This window comes from Sphingobacterium thermophilum (genome assembly GCF_039541675.1).
In the GTDB taxonomy this organism is placed as follows: Bacteria; Bacteroidota; Bacteroidia; order Sphingobacteriales; family Sphingobacteriaceae; genus Sphingobacterium; species Sphingobacterium thermophilum.
Window position 1 is genome coordinate 1 of record NZ_BAABGR010000042.1, and the last position, 23,057, is coordinate 23,057.

Below are 23,057 nucleotides of genomic sequence, written 5' to 3' on the forward strand. Positions count from 1 at the left end.
AGGATAAGAACTAATTTAAATGGAATGAGCCCGGTAGAATACCGAGCTCATCATATCAAAAATATTGCATAAATTCGTCCAACTTTTTGGGGGCAGTCCACATTGTTTCGGCTTTTCTATTTTTTTAAGGCTTTATCTTTAGTATAAAGTGAATTCTACACGACGGTTTTTCTGACGACCTTCGGCAGTACTGTTGGATGCTATCGGTTGGTCTGGGCCGTAGCCTGTAGCTTCGATTCGTGAAGCATTAGCACCTTTAGACACCAAGTACGCTTTAACTGCTTCTGCACGTTCTTTGGACAGACGCATATTTGTCTGGTAAGAACCGGTATTATCGGTATGTCCCGATAATTTCAAGCTGAAATTTTTCTCGATTAGTATTGCTGCCACTTTGTCCAAGGATTCGTAAGAGCTAGGGCGAATAACAGATTTTCCTGTCTCGAACTCCAAGTTTTTGATAGCTTCATCTACTACCTTTTTATCTTCTTCGGTCACTACGATCTTCTCGATGACTTTGGTTTCATGTTTTACGGTGATAGGACAACCGGAGCCGTCAACCTGAACTCCCGAAGGTGTGTTAGGACATTTGTCGAATTTGTTAGGTACGCCGTCGCCATCATCATCTCTCAAATCAGCTTGAATTTGTGCTATTTCACCTTTTAGTTCGTTGTTTGAGGCGATAAGGGCATCACGTTCGGCTTTAAGTGCGTCATATTTTTTATTTACGTCAGCAGCCAACGTTGCGGCAGGGTTGCTATTGCCTAAGAAAGGTTTTTTAGAGCTTCCCAAAGCAAATTCTAGGCCTGCATGGGCATAGGAGAACAGGTCATTCTTGTATTGACCGCCTGCTTTGCCATCGAAGTGTTGGTTGGCCCAGTTTAGTTGGTATCCTAAATCAATGTTTACTCCTTTAGCGATAGCAAATTTCAATCCTGCGTCTACAGGAACATATAATTTCGTCGATGCTTCTGCTGTGGTAGATGTACCATCAACGGTGGTAGTCGTTTCGAAATTCAATGCTCCCAAACCTATAGAGACATACGGCTTGATGATGCTGTTTACAAATCTCCAGTTGGTGTTGGCGGCAGTCCACTCCGCCGATAAAGCAGCAGACCAAGGCATCTTAGTTTCGAATTCAGAGATTTGTGCGGCTGAGGCATTTTCATTTACACCTCCAACTTTACCTCCCAAATATTGCGCTTTAAGACCAAAAGAAGGAGATATATATTTTTTGATATAGGCGCTATAACCTAAGTTATGGTTTAGTTTGTCGAAACCGTCACGGTTGAATCCGAAAATGTTCGATTGATTCAATATACCGGCATTGATACCGAAAGACCAAGTTCTATATTCCGCATTTGGAGCGAAGGGTGTAGTACCTTCGATGGTAGGATGTGAAATCTGTGCAAAAGAGGCAGTAGAAACCAATCCTGCAGCGAACATTAAAGCAACTTTTTTGTAGTTATTTTTCATAAAAATAAATTTTGTTTTACTCTCCGAATCAATTTTGTTGCCAAAAGTTGGAAGACTGCCTCATTTAAGAATATTTTCTCCCGTAGAAAATGCTTTTGTAGTTAGACGTCTACAAAAACACTTTCTCACTTGTTTTCCTCGATCCTGCGGGCGAAAAATTTAGGAATATGGATTTGGTAGGCCATCTTCTTTACAATGTTTTCTTCGATGATTTTTCGGAGAAAAGTCTTCTTGCTTTTTGTCACCAGTAGGGCGTCAAGTCTTTCGTCGGCAATGACGCTTTCTATTGCAGAGGATACATCTTCCTTGTATTGAACAAAGAAGTTTTGTGCTTTTATCACATAAGAGATATTTTCTATTCCTGTCTCTTCAATGATCTTTTCGATAAAGACATCAAAGCTCTTATCGATATTGCTGATGGTATCATTGGTCGTATTGACATGGATGAGGATGAGTTCGAAGTCTGTACCATAAAGTTTTATGGCTTGTTTGAGCACATCTATCTCGCCATATTTGAAATTGCAGAGAAGACCTATCTTTTCTATGCGGAACTCTTTTTCTTGGAAAGGTACGGCCAGTACTGGAAGTTTGGTGTTAAGGAACACATCGTACATGTTGGAGCCGGAGATGAGGGCATCTAGGCCGAAGGCTCCTTTTGTGCCCATGACGATGGCGTTGTAGGTGTTCTGTTCTGCAAGTTTGCGCACCTCTGTATATAGATTTCCTTCCTTGAAGATTTCTCTGACCTCAATATCGGGAAAGGTGGAAGATATGATTTTGACACGTTCCTGCATCTGGCGTTTCGCTTCTGCTACCTTCGGGTGTATCAATTCCGGATTGGAGAGTGACTGTTGATATATGTTTGTCTCTTCGGTAAACACATGTACGAGATCTATATGCTGAGGGCTTCTTTCTTGTAGTTGCAAAGCATATTCTATCGCTTTATCCGAATATGGGGAGAAATCTACTGGAATTAATATTCTGTCTGCCATGTTTTATTTTTTTATGTTGTCGAAGAATGTAGGTTTTTGCAGGGTCAACACGATTTTACGGGAAACCGATCCGTTGATTAGTCGGTTGAAAAAAGATTTTCTGGTTTTTGTCACGATGACCATATCATAGTCGTTGTCCGTGATAATCTGGTTGATGACTTCCGGAACGGTATCCAACTCTTGGTTGTCCGTATGGGTTCGTTCTGCAATAATATTCACCTCATGGACGTTGCTCAACTGTTTAATATTGAAAGCCCAGTCTTCCAGGTCGTTATGGATGTCTTTGGCTTTGGCAGCATCCTTATAAATATGGATGATGTCCAGTTTTTCTATTGGTCCACAAAGTTTGGTAAAGTTGTTGAGCGATTCTAGTTCCTCAGCTTTGAAGTTTGTCAGAATAGCTACTTTGGATGTGCGGAACTCATTTTGTGAAGGTATGGCAAGCACCGGTATTGACACATTGTTTGTGACAAATGCTGTATTGCTTCCCCAGATTACGGGGCGTCCATGGTTTGCTCCCGTGGTGCCAATTACTATAAATTCAAATTGAGGCGCTACGGCATATTCCGGTATGACATCGATCAAGAGGCGTGAGACACATTTGGACTCTATGACTACGCCCGGATATTCTTGGATAAGTTTCTTTTTGAGTTCTTCCATAAGCAAATCACCCTTAGGAATGTCCGAATCATCCGTACTTATGGCTGTACTGGTAGTGTAGCAGTGGAAAAGATGAATGTCGAAGTCATTTTTTAGGGCTATCTGGCACGCATACTGAGCTGCATAATACGCTTTTTCTGAAAAATCAGTGGGAACTAGTATCTTTTTTCTCATAAAATAGGATATAGGAATTTTCTTGACATGTTAAATTTACTAAAGTTTGCTCAATAAAAGGATGATGACAGCAACTATTTGCGTGGGAGAGGAGATTTTTGTTTTCGAAAAACTGACCTAAACAAAACGATAATAGCGTTGTAATAGCCAGCTATTTTGAGTAAATTTGCCGCTTTAAAAACGAATAATTTCATGACCAGTAGAGAAATACGCGCAGCATTTTTGGATTTTTTCAAGAGTAAAGATCATCATATTGTGCCATCAGCACCGGTAGTAGTAAAGAATGACCCTACACTGATGTTTACCAATGCCGGAATGAATCAGTTCAAGGAACTGTTTCTAGGAGAGAAGGCTGTTAAATATCCGAGGGTAGTCGATACACAACGTTGTTTGCGCGTGTCTGGAAAGCATAATGACTTGGAAGAGGTCGGCATAGATACGTATCACCACACTTTGTTTGAGATGTTGGGTAACTGGTCCTTCGGCGATTATTTCAAGAAGGAGGCCATTGCATGGTCGTGGGAGCTTCTGACAGAAGTGTTGAAGCTGGATAAAGATCGTTTGTATGTGACAATCTTCGAAGGGGATGCCGCCGAAAATTTGGAGCGCGATACGGAGGCTTACGATTTTTGGAAGCAGCATATTGCGGAAGACCGTATTCTTTTGGGTAAGAAGAAGGATAATTTCTGGGAGATGGGGGATACCGGTCCTTGTGGTCCTTGTTCGGAAATCCACTACGACATGCGTTCGGAAGAGGAACGTGCTCAGGTGAAAGGACAGGATTTGGTGAATGCTGATCATCCACAGGTGATAGAAATCTGGAACCTAGTATTTATGCAGTATAACCGTCTTAAGAACGGTACCTTGGAGTTGTTACCTAACAAGCATGTGGATACAGGGATGGGCTTTGAGCGTTTGGTACGCTGTATCCAAGGGAAAACTTCCAACTATGATACGGATGTTTTTCAGCCATTGATTCAGTATATAGAGCAGAAGTCAGGCATCAAATATGGTGCGGATGAGAAGACCGATATCGCTATGCGTGTGTTGGCAGACCATATCCGTGCGGTAAGTTTCGCTATTGCGGACGGGCAGCTGCCATCAAACAATAAGGCAGGCTATGTTATACGCCGAATTTTACGTCGTGCCGTGCGTTATGCGTATACCTTCCTGAATTTTAAAATTCCATTTTTCCATGAGTTGGTAGCTGTATTGGCAGAACAGTTCAAAGGTGTTTTCGACGAACTGTATCAACAGCGGGACTTTGTGGAGAAAGTTATTCTGGAAGAGGAAGTGTCTTTCTTGCGTACACTGACTACAGGTATCCAACGTTTTGAACATTATGCCGAAAATCATACAGTCATTGACGGCGACTTTGCCTTCGAATTGTTTGATACCTATGGATTCCCTATCGATTTGACAGAGCTGTTGGCTCGTGAAAAGGGATTGACAGTAGATATGGAAGCTTTTGATAAAGCTTTGCAAGCACAGAAAGATCGCTCACGTGCAGCTACGGCTATTGATACCGGCGACTGGGTGGTAGTGAATGAAGGTGAAGATACCGAATTTGTGGGATATGACAGCCTGACTGCTACTACAGAAATCGTAAAATACCGTAAGATAAAGGCCAAAGGTAAAGAACAATATCAGCTTGTGTTATCAGTGACACCTTTCTATGCTGAGGGAGGTGGTCAGGTAGGGGATACCGGTGTGTTGATCTCTGAGGCTGGTGAGAAAACATACGTTACAGACACCAAGAAAGAAAACGGCTTGATCGTTCATTTTGTAAATCAGCTGCCTTCATCTTTGGAAGGGTATTTTGAAGCCAAGGTAGATGCTGCAAAGCGTCTAGATACGGAGAGCAACCACTCTGCTACACACTTGTTGCATGCAGCCTTAAAGCAGGTATTAGGAGAGCATGTGAATCAGAAAGGTTCGTTGGTTACGGCGGATGTGTTGCGTTTTGATATATCGCATTTTGCGAAGATGACTTACGACGAAATCAAAGCTGTAGAGGATATTGTTAATGCTAAAATTCGTGAAAACATTCCTTTGAAGGAAGAGCGTCAGGTGCCTTACCAGAAAGCTATAGAATCTGGCGTAACAGCTTTATTTGGTGAAAAATACGGAGATTTTGTGCGTGTGATCACTTTTGATGATAGCTTCTCCAAAGAGTTGTGTGGAGGAACACACGTAAAAGCAACAGGACAGATAGGCTTCTTCAAAATAATATCGGAGTCTGCTGTAGCTGCTGGAGTACGTCGTATAGAAGCTATCACTGGCACGAAAGCGGCGGCGGTAATCCGTGAACATTTCGAGCTGGCGCAGAATATGAAAGAAATCTTAAACAACCCTAAGGATTTCGTCTCGGCAGTGACAAAAATCGTTGAGGAAAACAGTGCGCTGAAAAAGGAAATCGAAAATGCTATACGCGAAAAGTCTTTGGCAATGAAAAAGGAGTTGGAGGCTAAGCTGGAGGTTATAGATGGTATCAACTTCTTAGCCACCCGTGTTAACTTGCCGAATGCTGATGCTGTCAAGACTTTAGCTTATGCACTCAAAGGGTCGTTAAACAATCTCTTCTTGGTGTTGGGTGCCGAATTTGACGGAAAGCCTAGTCTTACCGTAGTGGTGTCTGATGAGCTGTCGAAAGAGAAAGGTCTTCATGCAGGAAATATAGTCCGCGATTTAGCCAAAGACATCCAAGGTGGTGGAGGAGGTCAGCCTTTCTTCGCTACGGCAGGAGGTAAAGATGCCAGCGGATTGGATAAAGCTATTGCCAGAGCAAAGGAATTTTTAAAATAAACAGAAAGGAGATGAAGATGAAAAAGCTGCAAACTTTGATTGTGGGGATGTTGTTGTTTGTGGGGTTTGGTTGTTCAAATAAGGATAACATTTACATTTCGGGAGAAATTTTAAATTCGGGGAATGTGAAGGTAGTAGCTTTTTACGAGGGTGAGCGCAAGCTGGACTCGGTCTTCCTTTCCGATCAGAATAAGTTCAAATTCGAACGGCCGGCAACGCAGCCTAGGTTGCTGACCGTTCGTGTTGGAAATAATACCTATCCTGTTATTCTTACTCCCGGCGAGAAGGTTACTTTTAGGACGGATTTACAGAATCCCGAGCAATATGAGGTAGAAGGGTCAGCGCTGTCGCTGACGTTGAAAGAGTTTGCTCCTATCAAAGCACGTAAGGAGTTTGTTGAGGATTCACTGCAGTCAGCGTTTGTCAGAAGTATTGGAGGGAAGTCGGAAAGTGAGATTGATGCCCTACGTTCTGATTATCTTATCCGCTACAAAGATGCTATGAAGTTCTATGTGCAGGAGGCTGTTTCTTTTGCTAAGCAGCATAAGGATCTTGCTGGATTTTATGCTATGAGTACGTTGGATCCCGAATTGGCGGAAAATGAACTTATCGCCTATGTGGAGGAGATCAAAGATCTGTTTACAGACAATGCTATGGTCAATCAGTTCCGGGAGGAAGTGGAGAAGATGAAGAGACTGGCAGTAGGACAGCCCGCGCCGGACTTTGAAGCTTACACACCCAACAATAAGACTGTGAAGCTGTCAGACTACAGAGGGAAGTATGTGTTGTTGGATTTCTGGGCTTCATGGTGTATGCCTTGCCGCAAAGAAAATCCTAATTTAGTTCGCATATACCATGCCTTTAAAGATCAGGGTTTCGATATCTTAGGTGTATCGCTGGATAACAATCCTGGCTCGTGGATGCGTGCTATTGAAGATGACAAGTTAGCTTGGACCAATGTTTCCGACCTGAAAGCTTGGTCATCTGATTTGATTATAAACTACCGTATTAAAGCTATTCCTGCCTCCTTCGTATTGGATCCAGAAGGAAAAATCATTGCCAAAAACTTACGTAGTGCAGAGCTGGAAGCATTGCTAAAGAAGGTATTGGAAAAATAAACAGTTATGAAATCGTTAAGATTTTCTCATTTTAACAATTTCATAATATTTGGTTAACTTTATCTTAGGATGGAGTACCTATTTTAGTAAAAAAAGAGCAATGAATTCCAAGAAAAAAATACTTGTAGTGGATGATGAGCAGGATATAGTAGATCTCATTTCCTACAATCTGAACAAGGAAGGCTATCAGGTTTGTACGGCCATCAATGGTCGTCAGGCTATAGAGGTAGCGAAGAAGGAGAATCCGGATCTAATCATCTTGGATGTGATGATGCCGGAAATGGATGGTATAGAATCTTGCAGGCAGATGCGTGCTCTTCCGGAATTCAAAAGCACTTTCATCATCTTTCTGACTGCCCGTAGCGAAGAGTATTCCGAGATCGCGGGCTTCAATGTAGGAGCCGATGATTATATCGCGAAACCTATAAAACCTAGAGCGTTGATGTCGCGTATCAATGCTATCCTCAGAAGAAATAATCCTGAACAGACAGAAACGCCAAGCCATAAGCTTACAATCTCTGACCTGGTGATTGACAGGGAAGAGTTTTTGGTGTACAAAAGTGGGGAAAAGGTAGTTTTGGCGCGCAAAGAGTTTGAACTGCTATTCCTGTTAGCATCTAAGCCTAACAAAGTTTTTACTAGAGATCAGATTTTGAAGGCTATTTGGGAGGATTCGGTCATTGTCACCAACCGCACTATCGATGTACACATCCGTAAGTTGAGAGAAAAGATAGGAGAAGATTACGTTGCCACTGTAAAGGGGGTAGGATATAAGTTTGAATTGAATTAGGAAGACTCTTGTCTAAAAGAAATAACATAAAAAAATCCCGATTATAGCTATAATCGGGATTTTTTTATGGTTGAAGAAGACAAGCTTATTGCTTTTTGTTTTGCTGTGCTGCCTGTTGTTGTCTCATCATTTCTTCCAGGCGTGCTTGGAAAGAAGATTTCTTCTGTACCTTAGGATTTTTCTTATTTTCTTCCAATTGAGCTAATATCTTTTCGTCGTTGATGGTCTGACGGATGATGAACTGCGTTAAGAAGGTAAACACGGCACCTAGGAAGTAATAGTAGTTCAATCCTGACGGGAAATTATTCAACATAAAGAAGAATAACAACGGCATGATATAGCCCAAATATTTCATTTGGTTGTTTACTCCAGAGCTTGAGGTAGCGTTGTTATACCATGTTGTGAGCAACGTCACCAATGTCATCAACACACACATCAAAGAAATGTGGTTGATACCTAAGAATGAAGGGAAGGTAATAGGTGCGTCGTATGTTGACAAGTCTTTCATCCATAGGAAGCTTTCTCCTCTCAGTTCGTAAAGATTTGGGAAGAAGAAGAAGAAAGCCAAAGTGAAAGGCATCTGTAACAAGAGCGGCAGACATCCACCTAGTGGGTTTACCCCTACTTGCTTGTATAGCTTCATCTGTTCTTGTTGAAGCAACATAGGATTGTCTTCACCTACTTTTTCTTTGATCTCATCCAACTGAGGCTTCAACACACGCATTTTCGCCATAGATATGTACGATTTGCGTGTCAATGGGAACATGGCTCCTTTTAACAGGATTGTAAGGATAAGGATAACGATACCGTAGCTTAAGTTATATCCATCCAACCAATCGAAGATTGGAACGGTGATAAACCTGTTAATCCATCCCATAGGACCCCATCCCATGTTGATGATTTTTTCGTACGCCTTGTCTTCAGCTTTTAATGTTTTGTATTTGTTAGGGCCGAAGAAGTAGTTGAATTCGTAGTGGTTGTTGGCTTGACTGTTGAAGGCTAGCTCAGCCGTAGCTTTGTATGTTTTGACTACGCCATCCTGTGTAGCCACCTTTGTGATAAGGTTGGTATTTTCAAAAGGTTGTTTTGAGGAGAAGATTGACGAGAAGAAATGTTGCTTGAAAGCGATCCATTCCAATTTGTTGTCGTCGATTTTTTCTTCATCATCGCTGGCCTCTGACAGGTGGTCTATATCACCATCTGCATCTTTGAAGAAGATCGTCGATTTTTCACGTTCTGACTTAATGTTTTGTTCTTTTTGTAGAAGGGTAGTTTCCCAATCCAAGATAATGGATTTTTGTTGTACGTCCATCAAGTTTTGGATTCCTACCGCATTTACATTGACGGCGAGGTTATGCCCTTCGGATAAGGTGTACACATATTCCAGATATTGGTCTTGTTTGTAAGACAATCTTAAGGTCGCTGTGTTAGGGCTTTTGTTTACTACCGTAAAGACAAGGTCGTTGGTATGTACGTTTTCACCATTTGCCTTGAATATGAAGCCGAATTTGTTGTTGTCGCCTTCGATGATATTAAGAGGAGAGCCGTCGAAGTTTTTCTCACCTTTAAGAAGGACATTTTTTACTTTAGCACCTTTTGATGTCAAATCGATTTTAAGAATATCGTTTTCAAGGGTGATGATTTCCTCTTGGGCTACCATTGCTTCACCGAAAGGTTTTTGTGTCCATGCAGCAGAGTCTGTAGGGACCATGGCATTGGCAGAATCTTTAGTGACTACAGTGCCTTTTTTTGCGGCAGCGATAGAGTCTTGTCTGGCTTGTTCGGCTTTAATTTCAGCATCGCTAGGCTTCATCCAATAGAATGAACCAGCAAAGATGATGAAGATTAAAACTAGTCCTATAATGTTATTTCTATCCATTTAATTTATTTTGGTTCAAAATTATTTTTTCAACGCTTTTTTATTTGCTAAAGCTGCAGCTACAAAGCTAACAAAAAGTGGGTGAGGATTTGCAACTGTAGATTTTAATTCCGGGTGAAACTGTCCTGCTACGAAGAAAGGGTGATCTTTAAGCTCTACAATTTCTACGAGGCCAGTTTCCGGATTAATTCCTGAAGCAATCATTCCTGCCTTTTCGTATTGTTCGAGGTAGGCATTGTTGAATTCGTAACGATGGCGGTGACGTTCAGAAATTTTCGTTTTGCCGTAGATAGCATACGCTTTAGTGCCTTTTTTAATTTCGCAATCGTAGGCACCTAAACGCATGGTACCTCCCATGTTTTTGATATTTTTCTGCTCTTCCATCAAGTTGATTACCGGGTGTGGGGTGTTTTCGTTCATTTCAAAAGAGTTAGCATCTTTCAATCCCAACACGTTACGGCCAAATTCTATTACAGAGCATTGCATACCCAAGCAGATACCGAAGAAAGGAATCTTGTTCTCGCGAACGTATTTTATTGTCGCCAGCTTGCCTTCCAAGCCTCGTTCGCCAAAGCCTGGAGCTACCAATACGCCGTCAGCATTTTTAAGTTTTTCGGCCACATTGTCGTCAGTAACGCTTTCGGCAGCGAAATATTGTACTTTAACTTTTGTTTCGTTGGCTGCTCCCGCATGTACGAAACCTTCGTTAATGGATTTGTAGGCATCCGGAAGTTCTACATATTTACCTACAAGAGCGATGTTAACTTCGTTTGTAGGGTTTTTTAGGCGACCTAAGAAAGCTTTCCAGTTTTCTAAGTCAGGTTCATTCTTTGTAGATAATTTTAATTTGGTAAGGACGATTTTGTCGAGTTGTTCTTTTAACATCAATAGTGGCACATCGTAGATTGTGGGTGCGTCAATTGACTCTATTACGGCATTGATGTTAACATTACAGAATAGGGCAAGTTTTTTGCGTATCTCCTGAGTAAGTTTATGTTCGGTACGACATACCAATACGTCAGGTTGTACGCCATATTCCAATAAGGTCTTTACGGAGTGCTGAGTAGGTTTTGTTTTCAACTCACCTGCCGCGGCAAGATAAGGAACCAATGTAAGGTGTATTACTACCGAGTTGTTGCTGCCCAACTCCCATCGTAGCTGACGGACAGCTTCGATGAAAGGCAGGGATTCTATGTCGCCTACCGTACCGCCCAGCTCTGTGATGACGATGTCGTAGTCTCCCGTGTTGCCTAGCAGCAACATTCTACGTTTTATCTCGTCCGTGATATGGGGGATGACCTGTACAGTTTTGCCTAGGTAAGCTCCTTCACGTTCTTTTTCGATGACGTATTTATAGATACGACCTGTTGTTACATTGTTGGCTTGCGAGGTAGGGACATTTAGGAATCGCTCGTAGTGTCCTAAGTCGAGGTCTGTTTCGGCCCCATCTTCCGTTACATAACACTCTCCATGTTCGTATGGATTTAGTGTTCCCGGATCTATATTGATATAAGGGTCAAACTTTTGAATGGTTACTTTAAAGCCACGTGCCTGAAGAAGTTTGGCAAGTGATGCTGCAATAATGCCTTTCCCTAACGACGAGGTTACGCCGCCCGTAACAAAGATATATTTAGTCATAGCAATTATGGAATTTTCAACTCAAAATGTGGGATTTTACTCCTTTACATCATCCTTATGTACGGGATACAAAGGTAACACTTTTTTCGGATAAAGCAGAAACATTCCGTCATTGTTGATATTTTTTGCAGGATTCTGACAGGAGTAATATCCCTTAATTGCCGTTATTTTATGGTTCGCAACATATGTATCGTTGCGGTGTCAAATTCTTTCTCTCCGAAAAGCGAGACGCCTGCGGCGCCTTTAGATTTAGCCAATTTTATAGCTTGCTCTAGTTCTTTCAGGTCGTTAAAATCGGGAAGGTAAAGTCCCGCGTATAGAGGAAATTTTCCGTTCAATGCTTGTACGCCCTCTTCTACAGCCATACCTATCCACGAGATTGGTTCTTTATAGAATCCGTGATAGATCATAGGGAATACTGCGGAAAGGTTCCACTGTGTCCAATCTTGTCTTACTATGCGTCGGGCAAGGTCTGGTGTAGGAAAAACGGCTGCCGTCACCGGCTTTCCATAGTCTTTGGCAGCAGTACAAATGCGGTTGACGACTTTTGTAATCTGACCATAGCGGAAGGCGCGCCATGAGGGGCTTTGCTCCGGACGTGCTACTTTGTCAATATCTATTCCTGTTTCTTTACGATAGGCGTCCTTACTATATTTGCTGTAACAAAAATCGTAGTCTGCCAGCTCCGCCGATTGATCTAATTTATAGTTGTCCCACAAATTGACTGGCAGTATGACGTCGGGATAGCGTATGTAATCGAGATGCAGTCCATCCACATCGTCCTTTTCAAGCTGTTCACGAGCCTTTTCTTCCAAATAGGGAGGTACGTCGGGATGGGAAGGACAGAGAAAACGGTAATACCCCACGTAAGGAGGATTGTGGGCACAGGATTTGCCAGACCTGCTGACCGCATAATATTCAGGATGATTTTCGAGGAGTTCTTTCTCTCCGCGGTTCATTGTCCACATCCAACGGTGCGCTTCAAAGCCTATTTCTTTGGCCAATTGAAAATGTTTTCTACTGTAGTTTTCGAACATCAGACCTCGAATGCCTGCCTCTTTATAGGACTGGAAGCGTTTCTTTATCTGGGATTCTTCTTCACTGAGGTTAGGGCGTTGCCATAGCCAGTAATCGAAGATGAAAGAGGGAGGTGCAGGCTGTAAGAAAGGGGAGCTACGTTCTAGATGTAAGGCTGCCAGACCTAATCCTGCTTGTTTGATAAATGATCTTCTGTTATTCATAATTCGTAGTATAGTTACCGTAGTTATCGATAGTAAATATATAGTTCAACATTTTGTCCGCAAGACGTAGATGGTAAAACTGTCCGTTCTCCGATACCGTAAGCTGTATGTCGTATTTAGCTATATCTTCGGCCAAAAAATCGTCATAGCCTTCCAGAAGTTTGATGTCTGAGGTAAAAGATTGGTGTTTGTGTTTATGGATGTTTTGGAGGTAATGGATATTCCATGCCATTTTCTCTATCCGATAATATGGAGGGAGTTGGGCAGGCTCTTGGTCGCAGCTAAAATGTAGAAATCCCCATCTTTCAGGTAGATGCATGTTGATTACACCTATGGGCGACCATACCCAATTGTTTTCGGGAAGAGGTTTGTTGTCTATTTTCTTTTTGACATAACTGTCGTGAAATATGTCATGTTGCCATTGTACTCGAGAGAAGTTGATGCGCCAATAGTCATTAGGACTTGGTCTTTGAGGGCCGGCAAAGTGTGCTAAGGAAGCGAAAGGTATAGCCATTTCTACGGTCCACTGCTGGTCTATATCTTTTGGACTGTTGAGAGAGCCCTCGATATGCACTGCCGATTGTAGATTTTTTACGTCCCACTGTAGGAGTGCGTGTCCGCCAAAACGGTAAGGCTTTGGCATCATAAGGTCCATAATTGTGTTGAGCGCATTGACTTCGATTTCGTAGTACCAAGGTGCCGAATGTTTGGGCTTGATAAATACTTCGAAATCGTTATCCTGGTAGATAATAGCATCTCGCTGTTTCAGCGTAGCCCAGATGTGAGGTTCTTGCAATACCGCTAGAATATAAAGGTTGTTATCATCCCACAGCATCTTAAAGCGTGTGGAGTAAGATGGTGTTTGCTGATGCGAACCTTCGATATCAATAAATTCGGATGACCAAGGAGCGCGTTGCCATACTGGATCTTCTTTACCATCAATGAGGATAGGTTCGAAAATCTTTAGGGCAGAATAAACGAGAGGAGGGCTTTGCATGGCCCTTACTTGATTCAGAAGGTGCTGGCTTTTAGCTGCTTGACAGATGCAAAGTATTATAAATAAACAAGCTACGTATTGGAAAAATAGGTTCATAATAAAAGTGTTTACAAAATTTAGACATTTTGTATGATATTTTCATCAAAAGCCCGCCAAATGTTCTCTATTTTTATAGTAGAAAACTAAAGAGATTGATATATGGAATATAGAAGAATGGGGAGCACAGGTCTCCAGTTAAGTGTATTATCTTTCGGTTCGTGGGTTACTTTTGCCCGCCAGACCGATGATGAGGACAACGATCGTCTGATGTCTATAGCATATGACGCGGGAGTCAACTTTTTTGACAATGCGGAGGTGTATTCTGCCGGTAAGTCGGAGGAAATGATGGGACGTATTTTGAAGAAAAAGGGCTGGGACCGCACTTCATATGTGTTGTCGAGCAAGGCGTTCTTTGGATGGAAGGGAGAGCAAAAAAAGCCTAATCAGCATGGTTTAAGCCGTAAGCATCTTGTAGAGGCCTGCCATGAGGCCTTGACCCGTATGCAGACAGACTATCTGGATTTATATTACTGCCATCGTCCTGATCCTAACGTGCCTATGGAGGAAATAGTCCGCACGATGAATACGTTGATTCAACAGGGTAAGATATTATATTGGGGGACCAGTGAGTGGTCGGCGGCAGAGATTGTGGAAGCGCATATGGTGGCTAAAGATTTAGGGTTGGAGGGACCTGCCGTAGAGCAGCCGGAATACAACCTTTTCAACCGTCAGAAGATGGAAGCCGACTATCTACCTATCTTCCGCAATATAGGTATGGGCACGACCATTTGGAGTCCTCTAGCTTCCGGACTGCTTACCGGAAAATATAACAACGGTATTCCTGAAGGATCACGTCTTTCTTTGGAAGGATATGAATGGTTGAAAGAGAAGGTACTGATGGAAGAGAAAATAGCCAAAGTAATTAAGCTTGCCGACCTGGCACAGGAGTTGGGGGTGTCGTTGCCATCGTTGGCCATCGCTTGGTGTATCAGCAATCCGAATGTCACCACGGCCATTCTTGGTGCAACTAAGGAAAGTCAGCTTACAGAAAACCTTAAAGCCTTAGAGGTACTTCCACTGTTGACTGCGGAAGTGTTGGCAAAGATAGACGAGATTATGGGTACAAAACCTCAGATCACGATATCATAAGCAAATAAAAAAGGATGTAACACAGGTTACATCCTTTTTTATGTCTTTCAGTCTCGTTTATATCTAAAGAAGATTATTTTGTGCTACGTTTAGATTTGATACGAGCAGCTTTACCAGTAAGATTGCGTAAATAGAACAATTTAGCGCGGCGAACCTTACCTAAGCTGTTTACTTCAATTTTTTCAATGTTAGGAGAATTTACAGGGAAAATACGTTCAACACCTACACCGTTAGAAATTTTACGAACGGTAAATGTAGCGTTAGCACCTTCGCTGTTTAATTGGATAACTACACCTTGATACACTTGAATACGCTCTTTATTTCCTTCGCGAATTTTATAGTGCACGCTGATGGTATCTCCTGCTTTGAAAGCGGGAATCTCATTTTTTACTACCGCTTGTTCTTCTACAAATTTTACTAAATCCATGATTTTGAGTAATTATAAACGATTTATATCCTGTAAAAATCGGATTGCAATATTACAGCTTTTATTTTAATTATAAAAATCTTTTAACAAAAAAGTTGCCTTACTTATAAGGCGAGTGCAAAGGTATGAAATATATCTTGTTTTTCATAATTTGGTTAAAAGATATTTTTCTGGAAAAAACAGAAAAATATTTATCAATAAATCAGCTAATTAGTGCAGAAAGTTGAAAAAAGTATTGACAAGTCAATAAAACGCTGTATATTTGCATCACAAACAACGAAGGTTAGTCCTTCATCGGGGTGTAGCGTAGCCCGGTATCGCGCCACATTTGGGATGTGGAGGTCGTAGGTTCGAATCCTGCCACCCCGACGAAAAAGAGTCCAACACAATTGGACTCTTTTTTTGTTTTAGCATTACTTTTATCGAGAAATTAGTTACTTTTTCTATATCTGTTTCTTCCTTTAAATATTTTAAATTAGAGTTTTTAAAACTCGTTGATGATGAAATATTTTTTACTTTTGATGGTGAATTCTATATTCACGTACGGACAGCCTCCTTATACCATCGTTACAAATCCTAATTATAATAAAAAGTTATTGTCGGAGTATTTGTCTATAGTCGATATAACTCGAAAAGAAATGCTTTAGGTATGCCATTTCACGTGAAAATATTTTTTAACTGTCAGTTTTAACTTTTGCTCGACCTTTTGTAAACCTTATGATCATGTATTATAGACTTTTACCCTGTAGAATATTCTTTATTCTGTTCTTTACTTTTGTTGCTTTCAGTTCGAGGGCGCAGTTTTCAAAACTTAAGCCGGGCTTTGATGCTCAGGAATGTGAGGATCTGTTGAAAATCAATGCTATTTTCCAGGATACGACGAGAACAGCTTCCATTCTTCAGCATACAACAGGCTATACTTTGTTGTATCGGACACCGAATGTAGGATTAGACAATGTTGCTGATATATGGTTGCGTCAGGATTCGGCAGTTGTACTCGCTATTCGGGGGACGACAACAAAAATGGAGTCTTTTTTGGAAGACTTTTATTGTGCTATGGTGCCTGCCGCGGGAACCCTACAGCTGACAAATGAAAAAGCTTTTGACTATAAGCTGGCAGAAGATCCTAAAGCTGCGGTACATGCGGGTTTTTTGATAGGTTTTGGTTATCTAGCGGAGCAGCTGAAACCTAAGTTTGATGAGCTGTATGCTAAAGGTTATCGCGACTTTATGATTTCGGGACATTCACAGGGAGGTGCCTTGTGTTATTATTTTAGTGCATGGCTTATGTATAAGCGTAAGCAGGGTGAGTTTAAGGGAATAACGGTGAAAACGTATGCCAGCGCTCCACCGAAGATGGGAAATATGTATTTTGCTTATGATTATGATAATGCTCATCTTTCTATGTGGACCTTCAGCATTGTCAATTCTGCGGACCCTGTGCCGGAAATGCCATTGACAACACAACAGCTGGAAATAGATATGAATGAGCCTAATCCTATTCTAAACTTGGAGGCTCGCTTCAACGATCTGTCCTGGTTGAAACGATGGTTTGTCAAAAAGGCATTCAACAAGATGAAAAATAGTGCTCAGAAATCTTCCGAAGCTTATCAGAAATATCTGGGTAAATATGTAGGAGATTTTATTCACAAATCTTTACCCGAATTGCAACTACCCAATCCGGTGAAAACGACCTACTTCGTACGCCCTGGCGTACCCATAGTGTTGTCGGCCAATGAAGCCTATAAAGAAAAATTTAAAAATGCTGCGCTGTACTTTGATCACGGCATAGATCCTTACCGTTACCTCTTGAGACAATATTACCAAGGTTTGGAAGAGTTTGTTCCTGTGTTGAATATCAAAAAGAGGATAGATTGAGTAGTATAGAAAGGAATACCATTGACTTAGTAGATTTTCCAATATATATTAGTATATTGTTTATGATATGGGGTTGTCAAAGAAAACATTATGGTCTCCTTTTGAAAAGTATATCAATCGTGTGGAAGTACCTGCGCGTACTGTTTTGTTGGAGGAGGGTAAAGTTTCCAAGACCATGTTTTTCGTGGAGAAAGGATGTCTTCGTACGTGGATTAATCACGATGGTAAGGAGATTACTACTCAGTTTTTCTTTGAAGGAGACAGCGTTTCTTCTATAGAAAGTTTTCGAACCAACCAGCCCAGCTTATACAGTATCGAAAGTATCGAACCTTGTATTTTGCATACAGTTTCTCAGAGAGATTTTCAAAAAGTTATTGAGGAACAGCCGCCGTTGCGTAAGATGTTTGAAGAGCATCTTTTCCGGCGTCTGTTTGAGGGCCAACGAATCATGCTTTCTTTCCTCCGTAATACTCCACAGCAGCGTTATGAAGAATTAATCCGTCAATACCCACATATAGTACAGCGTGTCCCGCAGCACTACATAGCCTCCTATCTGGGGATCACACCGGTATCTCTCAGTCGTATTCGCAACCGAAAGTAATCCTCGCATTTATTAACAAATGTTATCGTTCTAAGGGCAGAAGCCTTCTCAATTTTGTATTGTCAACACAATACTATATGAGAATATGAGAACGCTTATTGTATTCAACCATCCGTATGAAGGGAGCTACTGCAACGCTATCCTGCATGCCGTACACAAAGGCCTACAGATCGGAGGCCATGAAGTAGATATTATTCATCTGGATAATGATAGATTTCGTCCGGCTATGACAAAGGCTGACCTGAAAGCTTTCGTGGATCATCAGCCTATAGATCCTCAGGTAATCGACTATAGCGAGCGCCTTAGGCAGACTGACCATCTGATTTTTATATTTCCTATCTGGTGGGATATCATGCCTGCTATGACCAAAGGATTTATTGATCGAGTTTTATTTCCGGGAGTGGTGTATGACCATCATCCTAGGGGATTTGGATTAGTACCTCTGCTGGATAATCTGAAGAGTATTACGATGATTACGACGATGAATAAGCCTAAGCTGATGTATTCGTTGCTTATAGGTAATTTAATTCGTAAGGCGATGCTCAAAAGTGTATTTAAAGCTATGGGATACAGAAATCTACGATGGATAAGTTTTACGTCGGTAAAACGTGTAAGTCATGAGAAACGTGTTAGATGGCTCGACAATTTGGAAAAACAGTTTTCAACTCTAAAATAATCGTCATGAAAATCAACAGAAATATCGTTACACCTTTTATATCTTTAATATTTGTGGTAGTGGCAATTACCGGTATGTTGATGTTGTTTCATCTGTGGGACGGCTATACCGAAGTGTTGCACGAAGTACTGGGACTTCTGTTTGTATTCTGTGCTGCCTTTCATATTCTGCTTAACTGGAAGTCCTTGAGAGGGCATTTCAAAAAAGGTGTTTTTTTGCCGGCAGCTTTAGCCGTTCTGGTATTGTCGGCAATACTTGTTGTTGCAGAGATCACTTATCCTCCTGTAGATCTTCAGATCATGGAAAGACTGACGAAAGCGCCGGTGGAAGATGCTTTAAAGGCCTTAGGTGTAGATTATACAACTGCGGCGACACGTCTACAGCAAAAGGGAGTGTCCTTGGAGGAGATCGTAATATTTGAAGACTTATGGAGGCACCATGACATGGATGCTGAGGAAGTTATCGATATGCTTTTAGAATGACAATATCCTTTCATGAAAATCGTATCTTGTGCCGCAATCTTTTAACCGTAAATATATATATATATGAGTGAGACATTATTCTTACGTGTGGCTGAGATTGTTAAAGAGACTTCCGACGCCATAACCATACATTTTGAACAACCTGAAAGACCTGTTTCATATCTTTCCGGCCAATATCTTACTTTGATATGTGATATAGATGGAAAAGAAGAAAGACGTTGTTACTCGCTATGTTCTGCCTCTTGTGCGGACCGTTTTCTGTCCGTGACAGTAAAAAGGGTAGAGGGAGGTAAAGTGTCCAATTATCTTATAGACAACTTGAAGCCGGGTGATACGTTGTCGGCATTACCTCCTATGGGTAATTTCTATTTTGTCCGTAAGGAAGAAAGCAAAGAAGCAGTGATGATAGGAGGAGGAAGCGGAATCACTCCATTGTTTTCCATGATAAAGTCTATACTTAGCGAAGAGCCACATGTGAGAGTGAATCTCCTTTATGTTAATTCTTCGAGGGATAATACAATTTTCTACACAGAGCTGGAGGAATGGAGAGCAAGATATTCCGAGCGATTCCGAATTGTTTATTATTGGAGTGAGGATTGGAAAGAGAAAGAACATAAGTCGGGATTCTTCTCACGTCTTTTTAAGAAGAAAGAAGACCATCGTCTAAACGAGTCTAGGTTGATTTCTGTGTTGGACGAATGGGGGATACAGCGTGGCAATAAGGCAGAATTTTATGTCTGTGGTCCACAAGGCTTGATGGATATTGTAGTACGGACACTTCATGGCTTGGGATATAATGAAGAGACTATCCATAAGGAGAGTTTTTATACTGAATTGGATACTTCGGCTGTCGCAGCCTCCGATACGGAATATGTAATCACGGTACGCTATAAAGGAAAGGATTATGAGGTGAAGGTGCCGGCAGGAACATCTATCTTGGAGGCCGGTCTTGATCAGGGTTTTGATCTAGCCTATTCTTGTCAGAATGGGGATTGTGGAAGTTGTATCAGCAGATGTCTTTCGGGAACAGTGACTATGCTAACTACTGAAGCCTTGTCGGAAAGAGAGCTTAAAGAAGGGTATATCCTTCCTTGTGTAGGATATCCACAGTCTGATGATGTAGTGGTAGAATTCAGATAGTGAAAAAAGTCTTCGTATAATCATTCGAGAAAAGGCTTTTACAGGTTGATGCTCTGTTGGTTAGCTTTTATTTCTTTCAGGGTATCCAATAATTTTTACGTTATTTGTCTTCTTGTTTGTAAGTACATCTAGGAAGTATGTTTAGGCATAAGGGAAAGAGTAGAACATTTACTCACAATCTTAAAATCGCTTCATTGTTATCATTTGTGGCGGGAGTGGTGAATGTTGCCGGATTTTTGTCTGTTCAGCGACTTACAACAAATGTTACCGGCCATTTTGCCATGTTTGTGGACGAGGTGTTCCAGCAGAAGTTTCTGGAAGCTACGCATTACTTTCTCTATATTCTGTTTTTCTTTTTAGGTTCTTTTTTTTCAGGGTTCGCCATAGAATTTATTCACAAGATTGACGACCGGTACACTTATCGTATTCCTGTCTTGGTGGAAAGTGTGATTCTGATTACTGTGGCCTTTACGGGGCAGCTTTTTGTTCCTACCTATCCTTATATTATAGCATATGCGTTGCTTTTCACTATGGGGTTGCAGAATGCCTTGGTGACACGTATATCCAATGCTGTAGTTCGTACTACGCATCTTACCGGTCTTTTTACTGACCTAGGTATAGAGGTGTCTCAACTCTTTTTTTATAAGGAGAGAGCTAAAAGACAAAAACTGTATTCATCCATACGGCTGCGACTAACCATCATTAGTTTTTTCTTTTTGGGAGGTCTTTTTGGTGGTATCTTTTATTCGAAAATCCAAATGTTTGTGCTGCTTGGTGCCGGTATGCTTCTTCTGGCAGGTCTTTATTATGATTACGTAAGACTAGCCGTTAAAAGAAAACTTATTGCCAAAAAGATTCGCTAGTTTTCGGTAAAGAAATTTGAAGATATAGTGCTAAGAAGGAGGAGAAGCAATACGCTTCTCCTTCTTTTGTTTTGCAAATGGAGAATTCCTCGCTGGATGTTTTTTCGAGGAGTAATTATAATGTGTCTGGTTTTTGTATTTTTTTTGGAATATCTTATACTTTTCTGTTAAGTTTTTTGTTTTGTTGTGGTTTGTTTGAAAAATGTATTGATAATGTGTTTTTTTGCTGTGCTAAAAAATTAAGATGGATACATGATTTCAACGGTACATAAATGCTTATCTCCGGAACTAGATCACAGGTTTAGCCATCTGTGGTGTTTAGTGGGCAATACGCCAATGTTGGAACTTCAATACACTTATAAGGGGAAGCCGGGGAGAATTTTTGTTAAGTGCGAGAATTATAATTTGACGGGAAGTATCAAAGACCGTATGGCTTTGTATATTCTTTACAAGGCTTATATGAATTGTCAGATTTCGCCTAGCGATATGATTGTAGAAGCTACAAGTGGCAATACGGGTATAGCTTTTTCGGCGATAGGCCGGTCGTTAGGTCATACGGTGAAAATCATTATGCCTAACTGGCTGAGTAAGGAGCGTATAGATATCATCAAAAGTCTGGGTGCTGAAATTCAGCTTATCAGCAAGGAAGAAGGAGGATTTTTGGGAAGCATACAGCTTAGTGAGGAGCTGGCAGCCCGGGGAGGGGTCTTCTTGCCACGACAATTCGAAAACCAATATAATGCTGAGGCACATGAGTTTACCACTGGTAAGGAAATTGCGCTGCAGTTGAGTGCTAGAAATCTGGTGGCTGATGCTTTTGTCGCCGGCGTGGGGACAGGAGGAACCGTGATGGGTGTGGGGCGTCAGTTGAAACAGCACAATCCTTGGGTAAAGGTACATCCGCTAGAACCTATGGAAAGTCCTACCTTGACAACAGGATATAAAGTTGGAGCACATAGGATTCAAGGTATTTCGGATGAATTTATTCCGGCAATAGTCAATCTTGATGAACTGGATGAGGTAGTTTGTGCCTCGGATGGAGACTCTATCATTATGGCACAGAAGCTGGCACAAGAGTTAGGCCTTGCTGTTGGGATTTCCTCGGGGGCCAACGTTATAGGAGCAATAAAAATCAAAGAGCAGCTGGGAGCAGACGCAGTGGTGGTGACAGTGTTGGCTGATGACAACAAAAAATATTTGAGTACTGACCTTGTGAGAGAAGAACCTGTTAAGGAAGGCTATATCTCAACGGATGTGCAATTTACAGGATTTACCCCTATTGCACGTCTGGAAAAGCCTATTGTTTGCTAATTCGCGACAGTAATTTGTGTTTCATCCTAAATTATGTTTAGGGCTGTTTGTGTTAAAAAAATAGATTGGCCGAGCGTTATGTTCGGCTAATCTTTAATAGAAGTTGTTACTAATTCATTATAAATCATGATAAGAAAAATATGCTGGGTAATAGCTTTGTTAGCAGCTGTTACTTTTTCACAGGCGCAAAGCTCTGACACTTTAATCCGTGTGGAGAGTGTAGAATCTATGGAAGACACTACTGAAAGTTCTGCATTTATTGATGTGGAGGGGCTGGAGTTCACGGATGGATCGGATAGTTCTGTTGAGGAGGTTGATACCGTTGCAGTAGAGGGCGAACAGAGCTTGTCTATGTCCGTTATGGAGTCTGATGTTCAGGATTCTTCGCTGTGGGGGATTTTCATTGCGGGTCTTCTTGGTGGTTTTGCGGCATTTTTCATGCCTTGTATTTTTCCTATGGTTCCTCTTACGGTGAGCTTTTTCACCAAGCGTTCGGGGTCTCATGCCCAAGGATTTTCTCAGGCGTTGCTGTACGGGCTTTTCATCATCGTGATTTATGTTGCTTTGGGTATGCTGGTGACGATAGCTTTTGGTTCGGATGCGTTGAACGAGCTGTCGACTAATGGGATATTCAATTTTGTTTTTTTTGTGATTTTGGTTGTTTTTGCGGCTTCATTTTTTGGGGCTTTCGAGATTACGCTACCAAGTTCTTTTGTTAACAAGA

The 23,057-nt window shown here is 41.4% G+C and carries 20 protein-coding genes and 1 tRNA gene; 13 read left to right on the top strand and 8 right to left on the bottom strand.

Going from position 1 to position 23,057, the window contains the following annotated elements; translation table 11 throughout:
- Window positions 1-138: 138 nt before the first annotated feature.
- The 3 genes from ABD873_RS13225 to ABD873_RS13235 form a co-directional block, all read right to left on the bottom strand.
- A complete protein-coding gene (locus ABD873_RS13225) occupies window positions 139-1,473 on the bottom strand; it encodes an OmpA family protein (protein ID WP_345069068.1) in 1,335 nt (444 codons plus the stop codon).
- Between the two features lie 125 nt (window positions 1,474-1,598).
- Complete coding sequence (locus tag ABD873_RS13230) at window positions 1,599-2,465, bottom strand: universal stress protein (protein WP_345069070.1); 867 nt, start codon at window positions 2,463-2,465, stop codon at window positions 1,599-1,601.
- Window positions 2,466-2,468: 3 nt separating this feature from the next.
- A complete protein-coding gene (locus tag ABD873_RS13235; protein ID WP_345069072.1) occupies window positions 2,469-3,299 on the bottom strand; it encodes a universal stress protein in 831 nt (276 codons plus the stop codon).
- A 192-nt stretch (window positions 3,300-3,491) separates the two neighbouring features.
- On the opposite strand from ABD873_RS13235, the gene alaS reads away from it, so the two are divergent.
- From alaS to ABD873_RS13250, 3 genes are all read left to right on the top strand, one after another.
- The gene (gene alaS, locus ABD873_RS13240; protein ID WP_345069074.1) at window positions 3,492-6,104 is read left to right on the top strand and encodes an alanine--tRNA ligase; all 2,613 of its coding nucleotides are present in this window, start codon (window positions 3,492-3,494) and stop codon (window positions 6,102-6,104) included.
- 17 nt (window positions 6,105-6,121) lie between these two features.
- Window positions 6,122-7,222 carry a redoxin domain-containing protein gene (locus ABD873_RS13245; RefSeq protein ID WP_345069076.1) on the top strand — a complete coding sequence of 367 codons (1,101 nt, stop codon included), beginning with the start codon at window positions 6,122-6,124 and terminating at the stop codon, window positions 7,220-7,222.
- A gap of 100 nt (window positions 7,223-7,322) precedes the next feature.
- Window positions 7,323-8,012 carry a response regulator transcription factor gene (locus ABD873_RS13250; RefSeq protein ID WP_039053814.1) on the top strand — a complete coding sequence of 230 codons (690 nt, stop codon included), beginning with the start codon at window positions 7,323-7,325 and terminating at the stop codon, window positions 8,010-8,012.
- Between the two features lie 85 nt (window positions 8,013-8,097).
- Here the strand turns inward: ABD873_RS13250 and yidC are convergent, their stop codons facing one another.
- From yidC to ABD873_RS13270, 4 genes are all read right to left on the bottom strand, one after another.
- The gene (yidC, locus tag ABD873_RS13255; RefSeq protein WP_345069079.1) at window positions 8,098-9,891 is read right to left on the bottom strand and encodes a membrane protein insertase YidC; all 1,794 of its coding nucleotides are present in this window, start codon (window positions 9,889-9,891) and stop codon (window positions 8,098-8,100) included.
- Between the two features lie 21 nt (window positions 9,892-9,912).
- Complete coding sequence (gene pyrG, locus ABD873_RS13260) at window positions 9,913-11,529, bottom strand: CTP synthase (protein ID WP_345069081.1); 1,617 nt, start codon at window positions 11,527-11,529, stop codon at window positions 9,913-9,915.
- A 164-nt stretch (window positions 11,530-11,693) separates the two neighbouring features.
- Window positions 11,694-12,770, bottom strand: coding sequence for a family 10 glycosylhydrolase (locus ABD873_RS13265; RefSeq protein WP_345069083.1), 1,077 nt, complete (start codon window positions 12,768-12,770; stop codon window positions 11,694-11,696).
- Complete coding sequence (locus tag ABD873_RS13270) at window positions 12,763-13,767, bottom strand: carbohydrate-binding family 9-like protein (protein WP_345069085.1); 1,005 nt, start codon at window positions 13,765-13,767, stop codon at window positions 12,763-12,765. The genes ABD873_RS13265 and ABD873_RS13270 overlap by 8 nt, the downstream gene beginning before the upstream one ends.
- A 198-nt stretch (window positions 13,768-13,965) precedes the next feature.
- On the opposite strand from ABD873_RS13270, the gene ABD873_RS13275 reads away from it, so the two are divergent.
- Window positions 13,966-14,955 (top strand): potassium channel beta subunit family protein, encoded by a 990-nt coding sequence (locus ABD873_RS13275; RefSeq protein WP_345069088.1) that lies wholly within the window; start codon window positions 13,966-13,968, stop codon window positions 14,953-14,955.
- Window positions 14,956-15,028: 73 nt separating this feature from the next.
- Here ABD873_RS13275 and rplS read toward each other — a convergent pair whose 3' ends face one another.
- Window positions 15,029-15,382 (bottom strand): 50S ribosomal protein L19, encoded by a 354-nt coding sequence (gene rplS / locus ABD873_RS13280; protein WP_039053809.1) that lies wholly within the window; start codon window positions 15,380-15,382, stop codon window positions 15,029-15,031.
- A 295-nt stretch (window positions 15,383-15,677) separates the two neighbouring features.
- Here rplS and ABD873_RS13285 point away from each other — a divergent pair.
- The 9 genes from ABD873_RS13285 to ABD873_RS13325 form a co-directional block, all read left to right on the top strand.
- Window positions 15,678-15,751: transfer RNA gene (locus ABD873_RS13285), tRNA-Pro, on the top strand.
- Between the two features lie 354 nt (window positions 15,752-16,105).
- Window positions 16,106-17,260, top strand: a complete 1,155-nt coding sequence (locus ABD873_RS13290; protein WP_345069091.1) for a lipase family protein — start codon at window positions 16,106-16,108, stop codon at window positions 17,258-17,260.
- A 67-nt stretch (window positions 17,261-17,327) separates the two neighbouring features.
- A complete protein-coding gene (locus ABD873_RS13295; protein WP_039053110.1) occupies window positions 17,328-17,861 on the top strand; it encodes a Crp/Fnr family transcriptional regulator in 534 nt (177 codons plus the stop codon).
- Window positions 17,862-17,946: 85 nt separating this feature from the next.
- A complete protein-coding gene (locus ABD873_RS13300; protein WP_345069093.1) occupies window positions 17,947-18,537 on the top strand; it encodes an NAD(P)H-dependent oxidoreductase in 591 nt (196 codons plus the stop codon).
- A 5-nt stretch (window positions 18,538-18,542) separates the two neighbouring features.
- Entirely contained in the window at window positions 18,543-19,019 is a 477-nt protein-coding gene (locus ABD873_RS13305; protein ID WP_039053108.1) for a DUF4405 domain-containing protein, read from the top strand.
- 63 nt (window positions 19,020-19,082) lie between these two features.
- On the top strand, window positions 19,083-20,159 hold the full coding sequence (locus ABD873_RS13310; RefSeq protein WP_345069096.1) for a 2Fe-2S iron-sulfur cluster-binding protein: 1,077 nt from the start codon (window positions 19,083-19,085) through the stop codon (window positions 20,157-20,159).
- Between the two features lie 137 nt (window positions 20,160-20,296).
- Window positions 20,297-21,022: a YoaK family protein gene (locus tag ABD873_RS13315; RefSeq protein WP_345069098.1), complete on the top strand. Its 726-nt coding sequence runs from the start codon at window positions 20,297-20,299 to the stop codon at window positions 21,020-21,022.
- Between the two features lie 252 nt (window positions 21,023-21,274).
- Entirely contained in the window at window positions 21,275-22,333 is a 1,059-nt protein-coding gene (locus tag ABD873_RS13320) for a PLP-dependent cysteine synthase family protein (protein WP_039053107.1), read from the top strand.
- Window positions 22,334-22,459: 126 nt separating this feature from the next.
- Window positions 22,460-23,057, top strand: a 598-nt coding sequence (locus ABD873_RS13325) for a cytochrome c biogenesis protein CcdA (protein WP_486387644.1), incomplete at its 3' end; no start/stop codon positions are given.